This is a genomic window from Salinimicrobium oceani (genome assembly GCF_012037645.1).
In genome coordinates this window covers 224610-245984 of record NZ_JAAVJR010000004.1, presented here as the reverse complement: position 1 = coordinate 245984, position 21375 = coordinate 224610, and the positions used below count along the sequence as shown (strand labels likewise).

Sequence of the window (21375 nt, the reverse complement as noted above, 5' to 3'; positions counted from 1 at the left end):
AAATACGACAAGCGCTTGCAAATCCCCAACCTTTAACCAACTCTGCAAAAATTTATTTAGAAACTGTAGCTTATAGCCGTATTGACCCTGAAGTCGGACGCGTGTTCAAAGATCACCCGGTCTCCCGTCCACAGGTCTCTTTCCAGGTTTCCTTCAATGGCAAATTCAGGGCTGTTCATATTCAGCAGATTTTCTACTGACCAGGATATGCTAACAGGGCCGATCCTATAGTTCCACTCGAGATCAAAGAAACTTACCTGCGATAAGATCCTATAGTTTTCTTCGCTGCTCAATTCATCTTCCATTCTTAGCTTAAGCTTTACGTCAAAGATATTATGATTCCAGGAGACCAGGTTGAGCTGAAATTCATCTTCTGCAAAATAAATTGTCTGCCATAGAGACTTTGTTTCTGCAGGAGTTTTTATTTCTATGGGTCTGTTAACAGAAGATTCCTGCCCAAAGATATTGCCCTGCCACATACAAAAGATCATTAAAAAAACATACTGAAATTTCATAACTCTCTGTTTAGATTTTCTGAATATGCCCTTCCATTCCGGGACCAAGTTCATATAAGCTCTCCAGCAACTCTTTTTTCAGATTCTTCGCCTTGGCCTCTTTTCCGTTGGCTTTATAGATCTTCGCAAGGTGGTAAAGCACAGCAGGCTCGAAGGTTCTGTTCTCAACATGCTGCTCTGCAATAGCTAGTGCCTGCTTATATTCCCCTTTGTTGTAATAGGTCCAGGCAAGCAGATCATAAGACTGAGGTGTTGGCCTGTTGGTGATTTCCTGGTGTGCAAGGACGAGCGCCTTATCCATTTCTTTACCATCTTCAGCGAGAAGTAGGGAATTGGGAGAATTGTACATTGCCCCATAATTCTTATTGGAAACCTCTGAAAAATATTGTTCTAAATATTGCTTTTTTGAGAGGTCATCATTTTGGAATTCCGCTATTTCGGCTCTTAAAAGAAAATAATCAGGAGCTTGGTGGTGCTCATTGGCAGCATTTAGAATGCGAAGAGCTTCCTGGGGATTACGTTCATGTGAATAAACGATCCAGGCTATTCCTTTTTTTGCGTAGGCATCTGTAGGATCTAATTCAAGGGCCTTCAGATAGTGTTCATAGGACTTTTCAATTTCTCCATTATGACCATAGAAGTCGGCAAGATTCGTGTAAGACCATTGCTTTAGGGATTTGAGGTTCGCTGTTTCAGCCCTTTCTGTCGCTTTCTCCATATAAGTGATAGCAGTACCAAGGTCTCCATTATGGTCACTCCATTTCGCATATCGAATTAAAAAATCGAAATCAGTACGGTCTTCAATTCTCGTTAAATAGACTTCAGCTTCCTCATAGTTACCTAATTCCATATGTACGTCAAAAAGCATTTTTTGCGTACCTGCTAATTTCTCCCCTGTTATCTCTGCAGATTTCAGAATTTCTAAGGCGTCCTTAAAGCGGTGTTGAGAAATATAGTTTCTCGCCAAAGCTTTTAAATACCCAGCTTTAGCATATTTGGTCTTCTTATTGGCTCCTTCCAGATTTTTCCCGGCCAGGATCAAATAATCAATTTTACCGGTCATTTCAAATAATTGAGATTGTGAACCAGCGAGTTGTACCAGGTACGGGAACTGCTGAGGATCCTTCTCCAGCTTCGCCTGCCAGAATACAAGGTCTTGTTTCAGGACTTCTAAAGCGGGATCTGCATCTGCCTCAAGATAAATTTCATAATCATCTTTGTGTGTCACCTGTTCAGGAGTTTGCTGACAGCTAAAAAGGGTGAAAGAGATAAGTGCTGTAAATAAAAACGATTTATTGAACATGATCGAGTGGTTTTAGTGGTTAACGTGGGTTTGAAGTTAAAAATAGGAGCACGCCGGGGAACGTGCTCCTTTTGTGGAGGGCCTAGTGTGGTGAAGCTAGGTATGGAAAGGAAGTAAGAAATTCCTTGTCATTGGAATCTACATGATCGTCAGAGAAATCGGGATTTTCTGAGAAATCGGGACCTCCAAAGATCAGAAGTAATTCTACCGTAATAACATCATCTGCCAGTCTTCGACCGGTTAGGACATTTGTACCATCGTAAAAAGTGGTAGGTCCATCTAGAGAAACATTCAGCACATCTGTCGCTAGCGCACCTGTAAAAGTAGGAGCATCCATTCCCAAAGCGTTGGTAGTGTAACCAGGATTAAGAGCTAGTAAGGTGGACTCAAACATAGGCTGAAAGCTATTCTGGTTTGAGGGAGCGGTAACATTGAAAGCATCTTTGCTTCCAGAGGCAACGAACACCGTGTTTATTGCAGGTCGTCCCATTTGATCCTCCTGCATGTAAGTTCCTGCGAGGTTAGGATTTTTATTAATGCCCATGTCGTCTCCAGGCATGCTTTCAGTTTCACAGCTCATCAATAACCCACTTATTAATGCGATCCCTAATATTCTATTTGAAATTTTCATAATCTTTATAATTTAAATGTTGATACTTATTGTTTTCTTTTAGATTCTACCCATGTGTTGATCGTTCCCGAACCCCCAATCATAGATTTTGGAACTTCTACTACAACAGAGAGCACATTAGTTCCTGCAAAAGTGTCGCTTCCGGGATTATTGAATCCTGAGGCCTCTCCTGCAATGATGGCACTGTACTGGGCGAAGTCGAAAAAGAAAGGATCATCACGAGGCCCGGCGAAAGCTGAAATTCCTCTTTTAGTAGTCGTTACTGCTTCCTCTCCATAAGAAGTGATCTTAACCGAAGTGACATCCTTTGAACTTTCTGCAGTAAGGGTACTGGAAAGTCCGGTCTCCCGAGGAGCAACCGGTCCAAGAATGTACATTTTGCCATTTCGTGGTACTGCCTGAATAACAAGATCCTCCACGAAATCGCCATCATTATCGATATTGAATTCGATCATAACGCTTTCATCAAACGAAGCACCGGCGGTTGCTGAAGGACTTAAGAGCCCCTGAACATTAGCTACAAAGACCATGTTGTTCGAATTTTCGCCCTGAAAGGCATAGAAGTCTGTGATGTCACTTGTGCCACCTTGTACTGCAGGAGCATCAATGTGATCTGCAGAGATTAGAAATAAGCCAGCTGCAAACAAGAAGCTGATCCCGAGAATGTGTTTACCTTTTTTCATGATTAAAAATTTTAATTAATTAAGTTTTGATTCACCTATACCTACGAAGTAAGCAGGAGGATGGTTTTCCTAAACTTTTGTTAAAGAAATAAGGAGGGAAATAATAGGTGTGGAATCGAATCAATCAAAGCAGAAAAGCTTCAGGAATTTACCGCGGTTGAGGTTGTCGAATTTATGCACTGCTTCCGAAGAAGTCGGACAAGATTCTTTAGGAAAGAATAGAGGCAGACATAGCCGAAACCTATTGCCCCGGTTGAGCAGAACTCAGCAAGATTTTCGAATAGATTTCAGAAGTAATAATATCTGTTGAAAAAGGAGATCCTAAAAAGAGGAAATCAGAACAGGTTTGTTGTTCGCTGCTGCCGGAGGTTATTTATTAAAAGAAATGTCCTCAAGGTTTTGGAGTACTTGAGGACATTAACTTCGGCAAGGAATTTTCGTGTTTAAAACAGCTTAATCCAGAGATAAACTCATTTTTGCAAAAAGAAACCTTCCGCTAAGTCCATACTGTAGAGCTTGCCTCGACCAGTCATACCTCCCACCACTGCGGTTTCCAAACTCTTCTCCGGCACGATCAGGATAAATATCAAAAAGGTTGTTAGCTCCTACGGTCAAAGTGAGAGCTTCAGTAGCCTTATATCCTATAGAAAGGTCTGTAACCACCTTAGAACTAAAAACCTGTCTACCTGTAGGATCTGAAGATGCTTCAGTAGTTTCTCCGAAAAAGACATTTCTCAGGAATACATTAAACCTGTTTGTAGAAAAGTTATTGGTAAGGTTAACCTTAGTATGAGGCACAGACTCTTCGAGTAACAACCGGCTATTTTCTGAAAAATATGTGTCAGTTAATCCTGCCCTTTCTAATTGAGGAGAGGCTTTTGTTTCTCCCACCTTTACGGTTTTTGAAAATGTTCCCGAAAGGGTAGAATTCAGCTGGGCGTTTTCTCCAAGGTATGCATTATGAGCTACAACAATATCTAAACCCCTAGATTCTGTATCTATGGCATTGACAAAGAAAGAAGCTGCCTCGGCATTGGCTAACGATAATAGGTTATCAAGCTCCGAACCTGTTCCCGGTCCTCTAAATTGTCCTGTATAAACTATCCGATCATCTATAGCAACAAAATAGCCATCTACTGTTAGAGACAAATTGGCATCTGGAATTTTGGCAGTGAATCCCAGACTTGCACTTCGTGAAGTCTCTTCTTTTAATTGCGGAATACCAAGAAGTTGTGCCGCTCGACTATCATTAGTAAATGTTCCTACTTCTTGTGGGATTCCGTTGGCACCAAAAACCGTAGACGTAGAGTTAAAGTACAGCTGATGCAGAGATGGTGCCCTAAAACCTGTATTTGCTGCAGCCCTTATATTGATATTTTCGGTCAACTTATATCTGGTGGAAACTTTAAAATTAAGGGTAGAACCAAAATCAGAATAGTTTTCAAAGCGGCTGGCAAGCGTGACAAGGAATTTATCTGTAAAATCCGCTTCCATATCAAAGTATCCTCCTATACTGCTCCTTTGTCTTGAAAGTTCATTAGCCGGACTAAATCCAGGAAACACCTGAGAACCTCCTGCCCTGGAGTTTCCGAAGAAATCCTGAGCGGGTTGTTGATCGGCTCGGGTGATTACATCTCCTTCTTCTGTATACTGCTCATAAGAAGCACGCTCCCCTGCGACAATTTCATACTGTTCAATACGGTATTCTGCTCCAAAAGCCAGGTTGAAGCCTTCAAACCAATTTTCGTAAAATTGAGAAACATCAAGATTGGTAGTGTTTTGAGCAAAGGAAAAACCTCCCGCGTCAAAAGTAGTGGGACTGGCATTTTCTAAAGAAGCATTGGAAGTATTCGAGATCAGGTACATGAATTGATTTCTGCCATAAGTGTTACTAAAGTCCACATTCCACTTTCCTACCATACCCCGAATTCCGGCAGCAAATGAAATATCATTGATCTTGGAATTTATCTCCGGAAGGAAACCGTTGATATAAAATGGAGTATAAGTTCGGCTTTGGTTTGGCAACCTGTAGAATCCTGCGGAATTACCTTTTCTTGAACTCAGGCCTGCAAACGAATAAATTTCGGTACCTTCTTCATCCAATGGCAGAGAAAAATTCGCAAACAACCTTCCTCCTCTTAAAGCTGATTGACCGATCCTCATGTTATAATCACTTCTGTCCTGATTTCTCGCTGCCAGCTCTGCTTCAGTAACATCCATTCTTAAAAGGTCCTGTAGCGTTGATCTTTCTTCGGCAGCTTGGATGGATTCCTGAAAACTCTGGTCAAAATAAGAAACTTGTTGGGCAAACTCTTGGATTTGCTCATTACTTAAAAAGCTGATATCTGCTCCCGAATTAAAAGCAACTCTTTCAATGGCATTATACGCATTGAATACTGAACCTTCCCATTCTTTCATTCGGTTGTATGGCTCCCGGTAATCAAAGTCTCCGGCAAAGGTAAGATAACCTCCTTCTTCTCCAAGGGAAACACCATAACTTGCAGCCACATTCACCGTTTCACCATCAACTCCTCCGGTTTGCTCATTTGCATTTTTTGAAAAGTTTGCACCGGCAGTGATGTCAACATTAAGTCGATCTGTGTTTTTCTTTAAAACTATGTTGATAACTCCAGCAATAGCATCAGATCCATACTGGGCTGCAGCACCATCCCTGAGCACCTCTATCCGCTCAATGGCTGCGGCAGGAATTGCATTCAGGTCAGTTCCTACACTACCCCGTCCAAAAGTTCCGTTAACATTTATAAGAGAAGTGGTATGACGTCTTTTACCATTTACCAGTACCAAAACCTGGTCTGGACCTAAACCCCTTAAAGATGCGGGATCGATATGATCTGTACCGTCTGCAATGGTTTGGGTGTTGGAAGAAAATGAAGGTGCCACATAATTAAGCATTTGGTTGAGATTTACCTGAGGTACTGCCGTTGACAATTCTTCAATATCCAGCACATCTATAGGAACTGTAGACTCAACTACAGTACGGGCAGGTCTTCGTGATCCAACAAGCACCACTTCGTCAAGAGCCATTCCTGCAACCATTGTTACATTATGTACCTGCTGGCTTATTCTCACTTCCCTAGTATCAAAACCTACATAAGTAAACACAAGTGTCTCTCCAAAAGAAGCCTCAAGAGTGTACTTCCCGTCAAAATCAGTAACCGCTCCGCGATCCGAGCCTTTAACAACTACAGAAACTCCCGGAAGTGGCTGGCCGGTATCATCTTTCACCATACCAGAAATAATTTGGTCTTGAGCCTGCACCATCAATCCACTGAACAGGAAGAACAGGATTAAGTAATAATTTTTCATGATTTTCTATTTAAAATTAGACATATAAAAATTGGGGCCAATCTCCTCATATAGTGGTCGAAGGATCCCAAATCAACTAAAAACCTGCCGCAGAATCGTCTCCTCTGCGGTCGGCACCACCTTCCAATTTTCCGTCGGGTAGTACTAGAATGGCATCGACTTTTCCAAGGATCCTCGATTCTCCTTCATTGATATTATAACCTTTTAATTCCAGATCATTCAGGACTTGTTGGTCAAAAGAATTCGGTTCAAAGAGAATCTCATCTGGCAGCCATTGATGATGAAAACGAGGGGCATTAACTGCCGCCTGCATACTCATATCGTATTCGGCAACATTTAAAATGGTTTGCATTACGGATGTAATGATTGTAGAACCTCCGGGAGATCCTAATACCATCCAAAGATCCCCATCTTTTTCAACTATTGTGGGAGTCATGGAACTAAGCATTCTTTTACCGGGCTCTATGGCATTTGCTTCTGCTCCCACTAGGCCGAACATATTCGGCACTCCCGGTTTGGCGCTAAAATCATCCATTTCATTGTTCAGGAAGAAGCCCAATTCTTCAACATAAAGTTTAGAACCATAAGCGCCATTAAGCGTAGTAGTTACTGAAACCGCATTTCCCTCCTTGTCGACAATGGAATAATGAGTCGTCTCGTCACTTTCATAACCGATAACTTTCCCTCTATCCATTGAAGAAGACGGAGTAGCCCGTTCAAGGCTGAAACTTTCCATTCGGGCTTCCAAATAATCTTTAGATAAAAGAGCTTTAACAGGAATATCAACATAATCGGGATCTCCCAGGTAAAAGCTGCGATCAGCGTAAGCTCTCCTTTCGGCTTCGGTGATCACCTGAATGGCCTTTCCTGAGTTATGACCATATTCATCAAGAGGATAGGGTTCGATCATACGCATAATCTGCCCCATCACTATTCCTCCGCTAGAAGGTGGAGACATGGAGATCACTTTGAGATCGTCATACTTAAAACTGATAGGATCTCTCCATTTAGCTTCATATGCTTTAAGGTCTCCCATAGAGATCAAACCGCCTTTTTCCCGAAGATAAGCTACTATTTTTTTAGCCGTTTCACCTTCGTAAAATTCTTTCCTTCCATCCCTAACCAGGCGTTCCAAAGTGGCGGCAAGCGCTACATTCTTGATGGTATCGCCTTCTTTAAAATCAAGGGCAAAAAGAATTGTATCATTATTTGCCTTTACAAATTCGTCCCGATGTCCTTCCAGCGCATTCTGCTGATTTCGAGTAACCACAAAACCTTTACTAGCCAATGTAATCACAGGATCAAGAATTTCTTCGAGGGGCAGAGAACCAAATTTTTCATGAACAGCAAAAATTCCAGCAACTGTTCCTGGAACTCCCACCGCAAGCGCCCCAAATCTACTTTTTTCGGGATCTACATTCCCGAGGCTGTCCTGATACATGGTCCTAGAAGCAAGTTTTGGAGCTTCTTCACGGTAATCGAGAGCCCCTGTTGTGCCATCCTGGAGACGGTACACCATGAATCCGCCGCCGCCAAGGTTTCCGGCGTATGGATAAACCACAGCCAAGGCCATTTCGGTAGCTATCATTGCGTCAAAAGCATTGCCTCCGTTTTGCAAAATTTCCAGACCTATTTTTGATGCCTCTTCCCTAGCCGAAACAACCATGGCGTTTGAAACTATAAGGCCTCTTTCCTCCGATGGGGAAGGACCTATGAGTGGTTGTTCTTCAGTCTTACAAGAAAAAAACGTGACCAGGAGAAACAGTAATAAAAATATTCTCATAACCGATTATGAAAGATTATTTAAAAAGATGAGGCTTAAGTTACTGCTTTACATAGCTGTAACTAATTAGGGTATTAAGGTCGAAGTTAAATAAAAATTTTCCGATGAAAAAAATCAGCTGCTATAATTTGCTTTATAAAGTAGAACTCTGTGAATAAAAAAACTTTTATAAGTCGATTTAAATTCTTGCTACAAAGCAAAATTAGTGAGAGGCAAGTTGTAAATATTCCAGACGTTTTCTGAGGAAGATATGCCGAAGACAGCAGGAATCAAATGCCCACTTAGAGGAAAAAAAGAATGATAATTCCTTTTATTTCCATCCCAAGAATTATTGCTTCATCTCCAACGATGCAGTCCTATTCCCAGAAGTGTTACCCCAAATAAAAAAACCTCCCAGTTTCCTGAGAGGCTTTCTGTGCGGGCGAAAGGACTCGAACCTTCACACCTTGCGGCACTAGATCCTAAGTCTAGCGTGTCTACCAATTCCACCACGCCCGCGTTGGTACTTTCAATATGTTTGCTTGTTGTAAGCGGATGCAAATATAAGTATAAGTTTGAATCTGCAAATAGGAAAAGAAAAAATTTTGCTGTCCCCAGCAAAATTTTTTCTTTTCAGATATGAGATATTAGATATTAGACTTGAGATTGTCTCGGGTTTATCTCAAGTCTCACTTCTAAAATCTCATATCTAAAATCTATTTTTTACCTTTACTTTCTTATCAAAAACCAAAGCATGCAAGACATAAAAAATTACGTTGATAACCACAAAGACAGGTTTGTTGATGAACTGATACAACTATTGAAAATTCCTTCAATCAGTGCGGATTCCAGATATAAAAAAGATCTTTTGAATACCGCAGAAGCCGTAAAACAGAGCCTTTTAGATGCTGGATGCGAGCTGGCCGAAATTCATGAAACGCCCGGGCATCCTGTAGTATATGGCGAGAAGATCATCGACAAAGATTTACCTACAGTTCTTGTTTATGGCCACTATGATGTGCAGCCACCAGATCCTCTCGACCTGTGGGAGAGTCCGCCGTTTGATCCGGTGATCAAGGAGACAGCAAGTCATCCAGAGGGCGCCATATTTGCCAGAGGTGCCTGTGATGACAAGGGCCAGATGTACATGCATGTGAAGGCCCTGGAATATATGACCAAAAATGATCAGCTACCCTGCAACGTCAAATTTATGATAGAAGGGGAAGAAGAGGTAGGTAGCGAACATTTGGGCTGGTTCATCGAAAAAAACAAAGAGAAGCTGCAAAATGATGTGATCCTTATTAGCGATACCGGAATGATCGCTAAGGAAACTCCTTCCATCACCACCGGTTTGCGGGGATTAAGTTATATGGAAGTCGAGGTTACCGGTCCTAACCGTGACCTTCACAGCGGTCTTTATGGCGGGGCGGTAGCGAATCCAATCAATGTGCTTTCGAAGATGATCGCTTCCCTGCAGGATGAAAACAATCACATCACCATTCCCGGATTTTATGATGATGTAAAGGAATACAGCGAAGCTGAAAGAGAAAAAATGGCCGAAGCTCCCTTTGACCTGGAAGATTATAAAAAGAAACTGAATATAGAAGAAGTGCAGGGCGAAAAGGGCTACTCCACTTTAGAAAGAGCGTCTATAAGGCCCACTCTTGATGTGAACGGCATTTGGGGAGGTTACACAGGTGAAGGCGCGAAAACAGTCTTGCCTTCAAAGGCTTTTGCAAAGATCTCGATGCGGCTTGTTTCAGACCAGGATTGGAAGAAGATAAGTGAACTCTTCACTAAACATTTTGAAAGCCTGGCACCAAAATCTGTAAAGGTGAAAGTTACGACCCATCATGGAGGACAAGCCTACGTCACTCCTATTGACACTCTGGAATATAAGGCAGCCAATGATGCATACGCCGAAGCTTTTGGGAAAGATCCCATTCCGCAGCATAGTGGAGGAAGCATCCCAATTGTTGCCCTTTTTGAGAAGGAACTTAAAAGCAAGACCATACTTATGGGCTTTGGTCTAGACACAGACGCGATCCATTCGCCCAACGAACACTTCGGAATTTGGAATTACCTGAAAGGTATTGAAACTATTCCGCTCTTTTACAAGCACTTTACAAAACTGAAGCAAGCGGAGAAAAAGTGATCTGGGATCATTGATCGGTGATCAGATTTTTCCGGAAATATCAGGCCTCACAGGTTTTTGAAACCTGTAAGGCCTTCTTTTTTTTCCAGATTTACTGACTTCTATGTTTGTAGAATAAATATTTTATTCTACTTTTGTAGATATAAATCTAAAGTTGTAGAACAAATGCAATTATCTAAAGCCGAAGAACAACTTATGCAGATCCTCTGGAAAAAGGAAAAGGCATTTATGAAAGATCTGATTGACGCTTATCCCAATCCAAGACCTGCGCAAACAACAGTTGCCACTTTGCTTAAGCGGATGCAGGATAAGAATTTCGTCGATTACAGGCAGTTTGGAAGATCAAGAGAATATTTTCCGCTCGTAAAAAAGAAGGACTACTTCTCGCGTCAGGTAAACGGGATGATCAAGAACTTTTTCAATGATTCTGCCTCGCAATTTGCCTCTTTCTTTACAAAAGAAACTAATCTTAGCAAGGAAGAACTGGAAGAACTCCGCAGTCTCATAGACCAGGAAATTCAAAACAAATAGCTATGGAAATGTACATTATAAAATCGGGCGCCTGTCTGGCAATTCTTTTCCTATTTTACAAACTCCTGCTGGAGAAGGAAAGTTTCCACTTTTTAAAGCGATGTTATCTTCTGGCTGCCATCATTGCATCGGCCTTTATTCCTCTAGTTACTTTTAAAACATATGTAGCATCGGCTCCAGTACTTGATCCTGGAGGTACCTGGATGGAAATTGCCCAGGTATCTGCTTCGGGCAATGATCTTTGGTATAATCTTCTGGCAGGGCTTTACATAGCAGGAGTGTTGATCTATGGCAGCAGATTTCTTTGGAACCTTCACAAAATAGTATGGCGAATTAAGGCGCACCAAAAAGTGGTAGAAGACGATGTTTCTGCAGTACTTCTGGCAGAAGATCTACCGCCACATACCTTCTGGAATTATATATTCCTGAATAAACAGAAGTTCCAAAAAGGGCAAATTCCGAAGGAAGTTTATGAACATGAGAAGGCTCACGCCATACAAAGACACACCCTCGACATACTGTTGCTGGAAGTGCTTCAAATCTTTTTATGGTTCAACCCTCTTATTTACATGCTAAAGCACGCGATCAAATTAAATCACGAATTCCTGGCAGATCGTGCAGTGCTGGAGCGAGGCGCTAACCCGGCTACTTACCAGGAATTACTACTTGGCTTTAGTTCAGGAAAGCTTAACAGCAGTCTTACAAATTCCATCAATTATTCCCTAATTAAAAAAAGATTTACAATTATGAAGACAAAAACGAACAGAACAACAACGCTTTTCAAAGCATTGCTACTGCTGCCGCTAAGTGCATTTCTACTTTACAGCTTCAGCACAAAAGAAGTGATCCACACTACATCACATACAGAAAATCCAGAACAGCTGCAGGAAAAAGCAACTCCGAAAATGGTCGCGGCATATAATAAATGGGCGAAGCATGTTTCGGAAAACCCAGATGAGGCTGTAGAAAAGCGTATTCTCGAGCGCATGAAATATATTTACAGTATCATGACCTCTGAACAAAGAAAAGCAGCCGAGGAATTTCCAGAAGTCACCAAAGTTGTAGTGATCGAAATAGATGAAATGAGGGACAGCCTTGCCACCAGGAAAGAAAGAAGAGAGGAAAGAGCTGCGATAAGAAGGGAAAGGGAAATCATAAAAGAGGATAGAAAAGTCCTTAGAGAGGATAGAGAAGCAATAAGGGATGAAAGACGTGAGATCATTATTGAAAGAAGGAGTAGCCACGGGGAAGTACCGCCACCGCCACCGCCACCACCGGCCCCAGAAGTAGAACGGATAGGGCAGGTACCACCTCCCCCACCACCACCTCCTTCTCCCGTTGAGGCTGTAAAGAAATGGATGGAAGAAGGAGCCGAATTCTTCTATAACGGAAAGAAAATTGAGGGACAGGAGGCATTGAATATCGTACAGGAACACAAGGGAAAAAACCTGAGGGTTGAAGTTAAAGAAACCAATACCTCTAAAACAGTCAGACTTTCAGACAAAAAAAGATAATATGAACAGGTTCGCCTGTAAATAGTAAAAGCCTTCCGGAATTTCAGGAAGGCTTTTTTATTGAAGCCGCTTCTTTCCTGGGGAATTTTTTGTTAAAGTCCATTCCGGTGCCAGGTCAAAACCAGATAATCCTGTTAATTCCCTTGATTAAACACATAATTCTTGTAATATTTGCAAAGCTTGTGCGGCTTACCATTTTTAGCACCAGTACCCCTACACATGTGGAAAACAAGAACTTATAGCGCCACCGAAGAAATTTCCATTGACCAGAAGAACTTTTTGGGTTTGACCGTTATGCTGCTTTTGGCGCTTAATTTCACCCTTAGCTATCTAGCATTTACTTACTATCCAAATGGATTGCTTGATGCGCAAAGTCCTGGATTTTGGATCACCGCTGCAAATTATTCTCTTATCACGGGAATTGTAGTTTTGAACAAAAAAATTATTGGCTGGCAATGGAGCGATCTCGGCCTTGGTCGAATAAAATCCTGGTGGAAAACTGTCGTGGTTGGCATGGCCGTATTCACCTTGCTGTTACTTTTTTCTCAATACATACAACCGCACATTTTTGACGCCTTTGGGCAGCAGCATAATGTCTCCCACCTCAGCGCTCTTGAAGGTGATCTCCCCCGGCTCATTGGCACTCTGATTTTTGTCTGGATAACCGCCGGACTCCTTGAAGAGTTGGTTTTCAGGGCTTTCCTCATTAATACTCTGGATGTACTTTTAGGCAGTACGATCTGGTCTACCATGGCAGCAGTGATTATTAGCTCCCTGATCTTCGGAATGGTCCATTCTTATCAAGGCGTTACCGGAATTCTTGTCACTACCTGCATCGGACTCATTTTTGGAGTGGCTTATGTGCTCGGGGGCAGAAAAATATGGCCTTTGATCTTTATTCACGGCCATATCGACACCATCACCCTGATCAGTTTCTACAGAGGCACTTTTTAATTCTCCTGCTGCTTAGCTTCAAGAAATTATTTACATAGACAGAAACTTATACTCTCCATCCCGCTTCAAAGCATTTTTTCTCGTAAAAATATTAACCGAAAAGCCCTTTTTCAAGACCTCTCTAAAATGGCATTTTTGGAGCACCTTTGCTCTAAAAAATTAACAACTGCATTTCAGTTAATGCCGGAACGGTCTGTCTCTTTTTTGTCTATATTCAATATACTGAAAGAAGATTCTCCTGATCTGCTTTCCTTATTTTAAAACACTCCTCATGAAGAAGTCGGCGTTAATTTTAGGTTTACTTTTTTTGTTGCAATCCTGTAGTGTATACCATTCGGGAGCACGCTCTGTAGAAGAGGCAGTAGCAGCGGATGCAAAGGTTAAAGTAATTTCTGCCGGGCAGTTGCAGTACAAGTTCAGAAAGCTGGAACTTCAGGATGATCATCTGGTTGGAATTACAAAACACAATTCCTCGACTGCAAAAAAACTTAAGCATTTGCCATCATCTCCAGCAGGAAAATTTCGGGCTATTGATTTATCGGAGATGGTAATAGAAGAGATCAAACTTCGAAACAACACACTTTCGACTATTATAAACATTGCGATCCCTATAGCTGCACTATATGTTGCCCTGCTGGCGACCTACGTGGCAGTTGCTCCACCTTCATATTAAAGATGGAATTGTAAATAATACCTTTTCATTTACAACAAAAAGCCTTTCCACATTAAGAAGAAAGGCTTTTCGCAATCTGGTGGTTAGCCGTATGTTTATTGCATGGTTTGTTGCTGCTGTTGTTGAGCCATGGTATCCTGGTGTGACATGCTGTCGGCAATATTCATGACCTTCACTTTCCAGTTTCCATCTTCACCATCTTCTCGCTCCCAGATGAAGGTATATGACCCCTGATAATTAGTATTGATACTATCTCCTTCAAAAGAATGAGTAAAAGTACCGCTATCATAGGCGACATTGCTTCGGGAACCCTTGTACAGGCTATTCATATTCAAATCTCTCATCCCCGCTGCACTTGCCTCCATCCAGGCTCCAATACTGTCGCGGGAAACTTCCTGCCCATTGAGCAATAGCACAGCATCATTTGCGGTCATGTTCCTTATGCTGTCTAGATTGTTGCTGTTCCATGCCTCACTCCATTGATTGATGACCTCATCCTGCTCCATATCATCCCGGTTCTCCACTTCGGTAGTGGTGTTGCGATTCTCCTCACATGCTCCAAAAATGAAAACCATTAGGACCAGAAGAGAAAGAAATTTTGAATTTTTCATAATTCATTTTTATTGGTTGTACATTAAAATTACCTAAAAATCAGACAATTACCTGCAATTCAGGCTTAGTTTTAGACCAAAGGCCATTTTGACAGGATGAGCAACTTCAAAATGAAAGGTTCTCATGCTCAACTTCTTTGCTTCCGCAGCTATAAGGGTTAAAGAACTGTTATTTGATAAGGCTTTAACGCAGGCACTTGAAATTCTTCACGATATTGAAGTTGAATCTAAAAACCAGAAAAATGGACTTAAAGAGAAATGCAAAAGATGCAGGTGAAAAAGTAGCAAAATTATGGGCAGCTAAAAAAGGTGTACAGTGGACCGGCAGCCTTTTAAAATGGGGAGCTATTGCCGGTGCGGGTTATTATGCCTATACACTGATTAGAGATAACAAAGACGAAATTCGAGCAAAACTGTCTTAATATTTGCGACTGTTGATAGTTGGTGGGCTGCACGTTAGTGTTTTTCCCGTATGGCTGTAGCCTGCTGGAAAAGTTCTTTCGGCAGCCCATTTTCTTTATCATCAACTATTTTCAGAAAATTCCGCTCAACTCTTCAATACTTAAATATTCGATATGGCTATAAGTGAATAGGTTGAATATTTAGATCGAGAAAAACTTAAGATCAGTTTTTGCACCTTAGTCATAAAGGTGAGTAGTATCAATAAATACTACGGAGAGCTTTCAGGATTTGTGCGAGAAGCTAATCTCTATGGGGTAACCAACGGAAAGATCCATTTAATGGCCGAAATGATGGAGCCTCCTTACAACCTGTATAACCTCACAGATCAATACCTCATTCCCCTGGGATTAGAGGAAAAAAGGGATTTTGTTTTGGTCACAGAGCAATTGCTGCCAGGGCGCAAGCAAAAATCCAAGCCAGCTCGACCCATCCCCGAATTGGAGAATGTTCCGTGGCTAGATGGCATCATCACTGAAGACGGGTATTACGTTTGGTACCAGGAAAAAAATACTTCTGAAAACTCAAAAGATATTGTACGACGTAAAATTCTATAACTCAAGATTCAGTCTTCTGTCAATTTTTTAAAAAAAATATCTCCTGTTTCTCAGCAATCAGTCTTTATTATTCCTATCCAAAAATCTCCTTTTTAAACCAGTTGTTTTTCAATTCTTTGAAGCAGCTCATCTACATCAAAAGGTTTAGCTATAAAATCATCGGCTCCTTCCATGCGATTAATATCTGCATGTGCAGACATTAGCACTACTGGAATGGCTTGAGTAGATTGGTTCTCCTTCAATTCCCTGCACAATTCCAGTCCGTTACCGTCTGGCAACATGATGTCAAGGAGAAAAAGATCGGGTACCTCATTTGGAACCGCCCGGTGAAAAGCCCTGGCTGTAGGAAAGGTTTTGACAGAATAATTCTGACTTACCAGGAGAAATTCGATAAGTTCCCGGATCCCATCATCATCTTCTACAATAAAAATCTCTTTCATAACAATTTACTTTCAAAAATGGCATTTTTGGCGGGTATTCTCTTCATCTTCATCCCGCTAAACTACCTTTGCATTTTTAATTTTTTTCTTTTTCAAGGGAAGGCTGAAATAAAATTCTGAACCCCTTCCATATTCACTATTTACTTTTATGATCCCGTTATGTCGATCAATGATTTGCTTGGTGAGATACAATCCCAGGCCAAGTCCACTAATCCCTTTGGTATCTTCGGCGCGATAAAAACGGGTAAAAAGTTGTTCCTTCTGTTCATTAGTCAGACCAATTCCTTCATCCCTAACCCGTACTGTAACTTCATCATCTATCACTTCAAGATTTATATATACCTCCTCCGCTTTAGGAGAGTATTTAATGGCGTTGGTCATGAGATTAAGAATAGCCTGCTCAATACGCTGACTATCTCCTTCTATAATTGCTTCGGAATTTCCGAGATCTGAAACGATCTTATGAGATTGTGCCGACCAGGTAAAGGTCTCGATGATCTCTCCCAGCATCACTTTAAGATCAAAGACTTCAATGTTGAAATTGAGTCGGCCAGATTCAATGCGAGACATATTAAGAAGATCTTCCACCAGGGTGTTCAGCTTATCCACCTGGTTCAGAGATTTTTTCAGAAATAATTCCGAAAGATCATCCTGTGATTTCTTTGCCAATACCTGGAGATAACCTTTGATGGTTGTGAGCGGCGTCTTCAATTCATGACTGGCCAGAGCGATAAATTCATCCTTCTTTTCACTAAGAGATTTAACCTGCTCAAAGAGTCGAGAATTATCTAAAGAAACTGCTGCCTGTGCTGCAATATTCACTACAAGAAGTTCATGTTCTGCAGTAAAAACTCCTGGTTCCGGATGGCCATAAAGCAAACCTCCAATCACGCCTCCCGATTTTGAAATGACAGGCACTGCGAGATAACTAACTACTGGAAAATGTCCTTTTGGCATTCCAAAAAAGGGCGCATTCTTGCCGTGGCTGCTGTGCTTGCGAATGTCATCTACCCGAACAACCTTTTTCTCAACAAAAGTTGGCAGGAACATTTCGGTATGTCGCGGCATTGCAAATTGCTCAAAGATTTCTCTTGGTGCGCCAGATAAGGTGAACAGCTGAAAAGAATTGCCTTCCCTGTCCACGTTATTATAAAAGAATGCACCAAATGCAGCTCCAGATAACTTGGTAGTTGCATCTGTAACCCGCTGAAGAATTCCCTGTACATCGAGATTTTCAGAAATGCTTTTTCCAACCGTATTGAGCATTTCGAGATTCCGGGTATATTTTTCCCTGGCCTCATTCGCCTGCACCTGAAAAGAGATGTCTCGTGCTACTTTTGAAGCCCCAATGACCTGGCCCTTTGAATCCATTATTGGAGAGACCGTAATTGAAATGGGAATCTCTCTTCCAGATTTATGCCTCCGTATGGTTTCGAAGTGATCTAAAGCTAATCCATTACGAATTTTGCTGAGAATCACTGTTTCTTCGTCAAGTCTCTCCTTCGGAATGAGAATGGTGATTGACTTCCCAATCACTTCATCTTCTGTATATCCAAAGATCTTTTCTGCACCCTTGTTCCAGCTGGAAATAATCCCTTCCAGGTTCTTACTGATAATAGCATCTCCAGAGGATTCTACAATAGCCGAAAGTCTGGCATGTTTTTCATCGGCCCTAATGCGGTCAGAAATATCACGTGCAACTTTTGATGCGCCCACAATTCGTCCAGACGCGTCCTTGAGAGGTGACACTGTAACAGAAATGGGAATTTGGCGACCATTCTTATCAACACGAACGGTCTCAATATGGTCAACTCTATTCCCCTGCCTAATATTTGAGATGATCTCATCTTCCTCACTAAGACGGTCCTTTGGGATGAGCATGGTGATGTGTTGTCCAATTGCTTCTTCTTCGGAATATCCAAAAATGCGTTGTGCTCCCGCATTCCAGCTGGTGATCACACCATTGAGATCTTTACTGATAATAGCATCATCTGAAGATTCCACTATAGCCGAAAGGGTTGCCTTCTTGACCTGATCTCGCTGCTGTTCGGTGATATCGACAAGCGTATTATTTGCACCACAAAGTTTTCCGTCACTATCAAATAAAGGTCGTGGAAAGGCGAGTAAACTCCTGAAGGATCCATCGGGCCGCTGAATACGGATCTCTGTCTTTTCCTCTGCCTGGCCAGTCTTAACGGCATTGGCCATAGGACTTTCTTCAAGTGGCATGGGAGTACCATCTGCATAAAACTTTTTCCAGGAACCACACCATTTATCCTTGCCTATAACAGGAGACCGACCCCACAGGTTTGAAGCGGCCTTATTGAAGTAGAAAATGTGCCCTTCTGCATCACATGTGTAAAAGGCTATAGGAGATTCATCAAACATTTGCTGAAAACCCACACCTAATGTATCCGAAGGCGTACTTCTTCGATTAATATCATTTCCCATGTTGCTCGTTTATACCTCGTCGTGCAGACGATCTGGATACCTGAAGCCGGCCACAGCCAACTTATTGACTAACAAATATAAGTTTTACTGCTACAAATGATTCTCACAGCTCGTATCTTATGATTCCTTTAACACGGGTCTTTTATAGGGCATATGAATAAATAGGACAATTTTATCCAGTTTGCTTATCGAAGCCTTTTCTGGTCATTTCTCCCCAGCCTTTATTGCCGGTGATCTTTTCCCAATTTCCTCTTACTGCTGCATAAACTGTAAAAGGATGAAACATGAGAGGCTCCAGTAGTGCGGCAAGGGTCAACTTTCGAAGATCTTGTATGGTTTCATACCTCTTAAAGGTAGATTCCTCAGTGAATAATGCGATCATGGAAAACATTACCGCAAAAGAATAGACGAAGAAAAGGAAGAGCAAAAACCATTTCCAGCTAATGATTCCCAATACCGCAAGAAGAACGGTTATTGATATGCCAATGACCTCGATGAGCGGGGCGTAGTACTCAAAGAACAGCCAATAAGGGTAGCTTAGCATGCCCAGTATTTTATACTTCGGGTTGAAAAGCATTTTTCTATGGGTGAATAAAGTCTCAATAGTGCCTCTCATCCACCTGCTGCGTTGTTTTCTTAGGATGGAGTAAGATTCTGGTGCCTCTGTCCAACACAATGGATCGGGGATATACTGCACTGCATATGGCTCTTTTTTCTCGATCATGAACCGTCTCATTCTAACGATCAATTCCATGTCCTCCCCCACAGTTCTTGTATCATAGCCTCCACATCTTACAGCGATCTCCTTATCAAACATCCCGAAAGCTCCACTAATGATCAAAAGTCCATCGAGTTTGCTCCAGGCCATTCTCCCCAAAATGAAAGCTCTTAGATATTCTATTACCTGTATTCTCGCCAGTAAATTCTGCGGCGCCTTTACCTCTACCAGCTTCCCAGATTTTATAATGCAGGAATTAGCAATACGTACAACGCCTCCCGTGGCTATAATCCTCTTATCGGAAAATTCGAGATATGGTTTTGCCAGTTTTAGCAGAACATCTTTATCCATAATACAATCCACGTCTATGCAAACCAGGTATGGATTTTCTGAAACGTTCATTCCAGTATTCAACGCATCTGCTTTTCCACCATTCTGCTTATCAACTACAATGAGCTTGGAAAAGGCCTTATTTGAAGATTGATAGATCGCCTTAACTTCTTTGGTAGGGATCAAGGCCTTATATTTCTTTTCTGAAATTTCCAGTTCAAAGGCTTTTTTGAGAATGGCAATAGAATCGTCCTTACTGCCGTCATTCACCACAATTACGTCGAAATTATTATAATTAATTGCAAGGAGCGATTTGACGTTTTCCACTATGGTCCTGCCTTCATTATATGCGGGAGCAATAAGTGAAACTCTAGGTGCAGTTTCCAGGGCCAGGAGCGTGTTGTAATTTACAAACCGATTTTGCCGCAAATAAGCCTTCAGGGAAAATCCGGAGATGATGGCGAGTACGATGTACGAGAGCATCACCGTCACTGCAAAGATCAGGATGAGGTAATTGAATACCAGAATAAAAAGATCTAAAAAATTATTGCCCGTCATCCTGGATAATAGTTTCGGTTTTGGAAAGAAGACCTGAAATTTCTGTTTTCAATTTCAAACTTTTACACTGGCGTGAAATTTCCATTAACTCCGTTTCAAATTCGGTGGTGCCATAATAGCTAATTAATCTCACTGCCAGCAGTATTAGGGTTTCATTGCGACTTTTAAGCATGAGCCCAAAATTTGCAGGTGGTGGAATCTTATGCTTCTTTATTGTGTAAAGTATACTGCTTTGTATCCAGTCATTGAGCTGTAAGCCCGTATTTTGAAATTTCATGATCTCCTCAATCCCACGCATTTTGATTAGGGCAATAAGCACTTCTGTTTTTACCAGATCATGAGGATGAATGATCCTTGAAGCAATGCGGCTGTACGATGGTTTATGATTAAGCGTGGAGAGATCCCTTATCCCCTCAACGATATATGGCCAACGACTCGATTCGAGCTTTCCAATGGAATAATTCACAAGCCTGCTTTCTTCAAAAAAAAGCTCCAGCTTCCTGCTATAAGTCCCACTATAATTCTTGTGAAGAGAAATTATGGTTTTTATAGCCACACGTTTAAAGAGGGGATCTGCCTGCATTTGAAGATAATCGGGGTTCTCCAAAGCCTGCTGTACACTTAGGTCCTCAAAAAGGTATTTAAAGAGAACATTTTCTACAGAGATCTGGTAAAGTGTTTTCTTTTTATTCCTTTTAAGCCTCCTTAACTTCTTATAAAGAGTAAGCAGAAAGAAGAGTAATGCAGTACCGAAAACAGCAAAAATAACGAACAGGACAAGCTGTTCCATAAATGGAGACAACACATCTCCCATTGCTGAAGCACGGCCCACCTTACTGCTTAACAACAAGTTTGTTGATCCTTTTAAGCAAGACCGGAGGACTAAAAGGTTTGGTAACAAATTCATCTGCTCCCAGGTCAAAAACCTCCAGCTCTGTTGCTTCTACGCTTGACGAAGTGAGCACGATCACAGGGATCTCCTCTCCTGGTTTGTCCTTAACAGCCTGTAGCACCTGTCGGCCACCGGCAAACGGCAGGTTAAGGTCTGTAATTACGAGATCTATCTGGCTTAAAGTATCTTCGATGTATTTGATCGCATCACTACCGTTGTCAAAAGCTTCTACCTGAAATTTATTGGATTGCAGGTAAAAAACAAGGGATCTGCGTAGCATTTCATCATCTTCCACAAATAGGATATTCATC

Annotated in this window: 20 protein-coding genes and 1 tRNA gene; 8 read left to right on the top strand and 13 right to left on the bottom strand. The window is 41.6% G+C overall.

Going from position 1 to position 21375, the window contains the following annotated elements; translation table 11 throughout:
- Nucleotides 1-56: 56 nt before the first annotated feature.
- The 7 genes from HC175_RS09065 to HC175_RS09035 form a co-directional block, all read right to left on the bottom strand.
- Complete coding sequence (locus tag HC175_RS09065; RefSeq protein WP_168138166.1) at nucleotides 57-515, bottom strand: hypothetical protein; 459 nt, start codon at nucleotides 513-515, stop codon at nucleotides 57-59.
- A gap of 10 nt (nucleotides 516-525) precedes the next feature.
- The gene (locus tag HC175_RS09060; protein WP_168138165.1) at nucleotides 526-1818 is read right to left on the bottom strand and encodes a tetratricopeptide repeat protein; all 1293 of its coding nucleotides are present in this window, start codon (nucleotides 1816-1818) and stop codon (nucleotides 526-528) included.
- Between the two features lie 82 nt (nucleotides 1819-1900).
- Nucleotides 1901-2449, bottom strand: a complete 549-nt coding sequence (locus tag HC175_RS24620) for a DUF4331 family protein (protein ID WP_168138164.1) — start codon at nucleotides 2447-2449, stop codon at nucleotides 1901-1903.
- 26 nt (nucleotides 2450-2475) lie between these two features.
- A complete protein-coding gene (locus HC175_RS24615; RefSeq protein ID WP_168138163.1) occupies nucleotides 2476-3132 on the bottom strand; it encodes a DUF4331 family protein in 657 nt (218 codons plus the stop codon).
- A gap of 453 nt (nucleotides 3133-3585) precedes the next feature.
- Entirely contained in the window at nucleotides 3586-6459 is a 2874-nt protein-coding gene (locus HC175_RS09045) for a TonB-dependent receptor (RefSeq protein WP_168138162.1), read from the bottom strand.
- A 76-nt stretch (nucleotides 6460-6535) separates the two neighbouring features.
- Nucleotides 6536-8242, bottom strand: coding sequence for a gamma-glutamyltransferase (gene ggt, locus HC175_RS09040; RefSeq protein WP_168138161.1), 1707 nt, complete (start codon nucleotides 8240-8242; stop codon nucleotides 6536-6538).
- A 416-nt stretch (nucleotides 8243-8658) separates the two neighbouring features.
- A tRNA-Leu gene (locus HC175_RS09035) sits at nucleotides 8659-8740 on the bottom strand.
- Between the two features lie 235 nt (nucleotides 8741-8975).
- Here HC175_RS09035 and HC175_RS09030 point away from each other — a divergent pair.
- The 5 genes from HC175_RS09030 to HC175_RS09010 all read left to right on the top strand — a co-directional run bounded on the left by HC175_RS09030 (nucleotide 8976) and on the right by HC175_RS09010 (nucleotide 14048).
- Nucleotides 8976-10376 carry a dipeptidase gene (locus HC175_RS09030; protein ID WP_168138160.1) on the top strand — a complete coding sequence of 467 codons (1401 nt, stop codon included), beginning with the start codon at nucleotides 8976-8978 and terminating at the stop codon, nucleotides 10374-10376.
- 165 nt (nucleotides 10377-10541) lie between these two features.
- Nucleotides 10542-10907, top strand: coding sequence for a BlaI/MecI/CopY family transcriptional regulator (locus HC175_RS09025; RefSeq protein ID WP_168138159.1), 366 nt, complete (start codon nucleotides 10542-10544; stop codon nucleotides 10905-10907).
- Between the two features lie 2 nt (nucleotides 10908-10909).
- On the top strand, nucleotides 10910-12421 hold the full coding sequence (locus HC175_RS09020; RefSeq protein ID WP_168138158.1) for a M56 family metallopeptidase: 1512 nt from the start codon (nucleotides 10910-10912) through the stop codon (nucleotides 12419-12421).
- A 219-nt stretch (nucleotides 12422-12640) separates the two neighbouring features.
- The gene (locus HC175_RS09015) at nucleotides 12641-13375 is read left to right on the top strand and encodes a CPBP family intramembrane glutamic endopeptidase (protein WP_168138157.1); all 735 of its coding nucleotides are present in this window, start codon (nucleotides 12641-12643) and stop codon (nucleotides 13373-13375) included.
- A 271-nt stretch (nucleotides 13376-13646) separates the two neighbouring features.
- Nucleotides 13647-14048, top strand: coding sequence for a hypothetical protein (locus tag HC175_RS09010; RefSeq protein ID WP_168138156.1), 402 nt, complete (start codon nucleotides 13647-13649; stop codon nucleotides 14046-14048).
- A gap of 95 nt (nucleotides 14049-14143) precedes the next feature.
- Here the strand turns inward: HC175_RS09010 and HC175_RS09005 are convergent, their stop codons facing one another.
- Nucleotides 14144-14659: a YybH family protein gene (locus HC175_RS09005; protein WP_168138155.1), complete on the bottom strand. Its 516-nt coding sequence runs from the start codon at nucleotides 14657-14659 to the stop codon at nucleotides 14144-14146.
- Nucleotides 14660-14783: 124 nt separating this feature from the next.
- Between HC175_RS09005 and HC175_RS23860 the strand changes: the two genes are divergently transcribed.
- The 3 genes from HC175_RS23860 (at nucleotide 14784) to HC175_RS08995 (ending at nucleotide 15675) form a co-directional block, all read left to right on the top strand.
- Nucleotides 14784-14936, top strand: coding sequence for a hypothetical protein (locus HC175_RS23860; protein WP_209309959.1), 153 nt, complete (start codon nucleotides 14784-14786; stop codon nucleotides 14934-14936).
- Entirely contained in the window at nucleotides 14902-15081 is a 180-nt protein-coding gene (locus HC175_RS09000) for a hypothetical protein (RefSeq protein ID WP_168138154.1), read from the top strand. The genes HC175_RS23860 and HC175_RS09000 overlap by 35 nt, the downstream gene beginning before the upstream one ends.
- A gap of 228 nt (nucleotides 15082-15309) precedes the next feature.
- Nucleotides 15310-15675, top strand: coding sequence for a hypothetical protein (locus HC175_RS08995; protein WP_168138153.1), 366 nt, complete (start codon nucleotides 15310-15312; stop codon nucleotides 15673-15675).
- 92 nt (nucleotides 15676-15767) lie between these two features.
- Here HC175_RS08995 and HC175_RS08990 read toward each other — a convergent pair whose 3' ends face one another.
- The 5 genes from HC175_RS08990 to HC175_RS08970 all read right to left on the bottom strand — a co-directional run bounded on the left by HC175_RS08990 (nucleotide 15768) and on the right by HC175_RS08970 (nucleotide 21374).
- On the bottom strand, nucleotides 15768-16115 hold the full coding sequence (locus HC175_RS08990; protein ID WP_168138152.1) for a response regulator transcription factor: 348 nt from the start codon (nucleotides 16113-16115) through the stop codon (nucleotides 15768-15770).
- 57 nt (nucleotides 16116-16172) lie between these two features.
- Nucleotides 16173-18566: a PAS domain S-box protein gene (locus HC175_RS08985; RefSeq protein WP_168138151.1), complete on the bottom strand. Its 2394-nt coding sequence runs from the start codon at nucleotides 18564-18566 to the stop codon at nucleotides 16173-16175.
- A 172-nt stretch (nucleotides 18567-18738) separates the two neighbouring features.
- Nucleotides 18739-20172, bottom strand: a complete 1434-nt coding sequence (locus HC175_RS08980) for a glycosyltransferase family 2 protein (protein WP_168138150.1) — start codon at nucleotides 20170-20172, stop codon at nucleotides 18739-18741.
- Nucleotides 20159-21022: a hypothetical protein gene (locus HC175_RS08975; RefSeq protein WP_168138149.1), complete on the bottom strand. Its 864-nt coding sequence runs from the start codon at nucleotides 21020-21022 to the stop codon at nucleotides 20159-20161. Before HC175_RS08975 ends, HC175_RS08980 begins: the two co-directional genes overlap by 14 nt.
- Nucleotides 21006-21374 carry a response regulator transcription factor gene (locus HC175_RS08970; RefSeq protein WP_168138148.1) on the bottom strand — a complete coding sequence of 123 codons (369 nt, stop codon included), beginning with the start codon at nucleotides 21372-21374 and terminating at the stop codon, nucleotides 21006-21008. Before HC175_RS08970 ends, HC175_RS08975 begins: the two co-directional genes overlap by 17 nt.
- Nucleotide 21375: the final 1 nt, after the last annotated feature.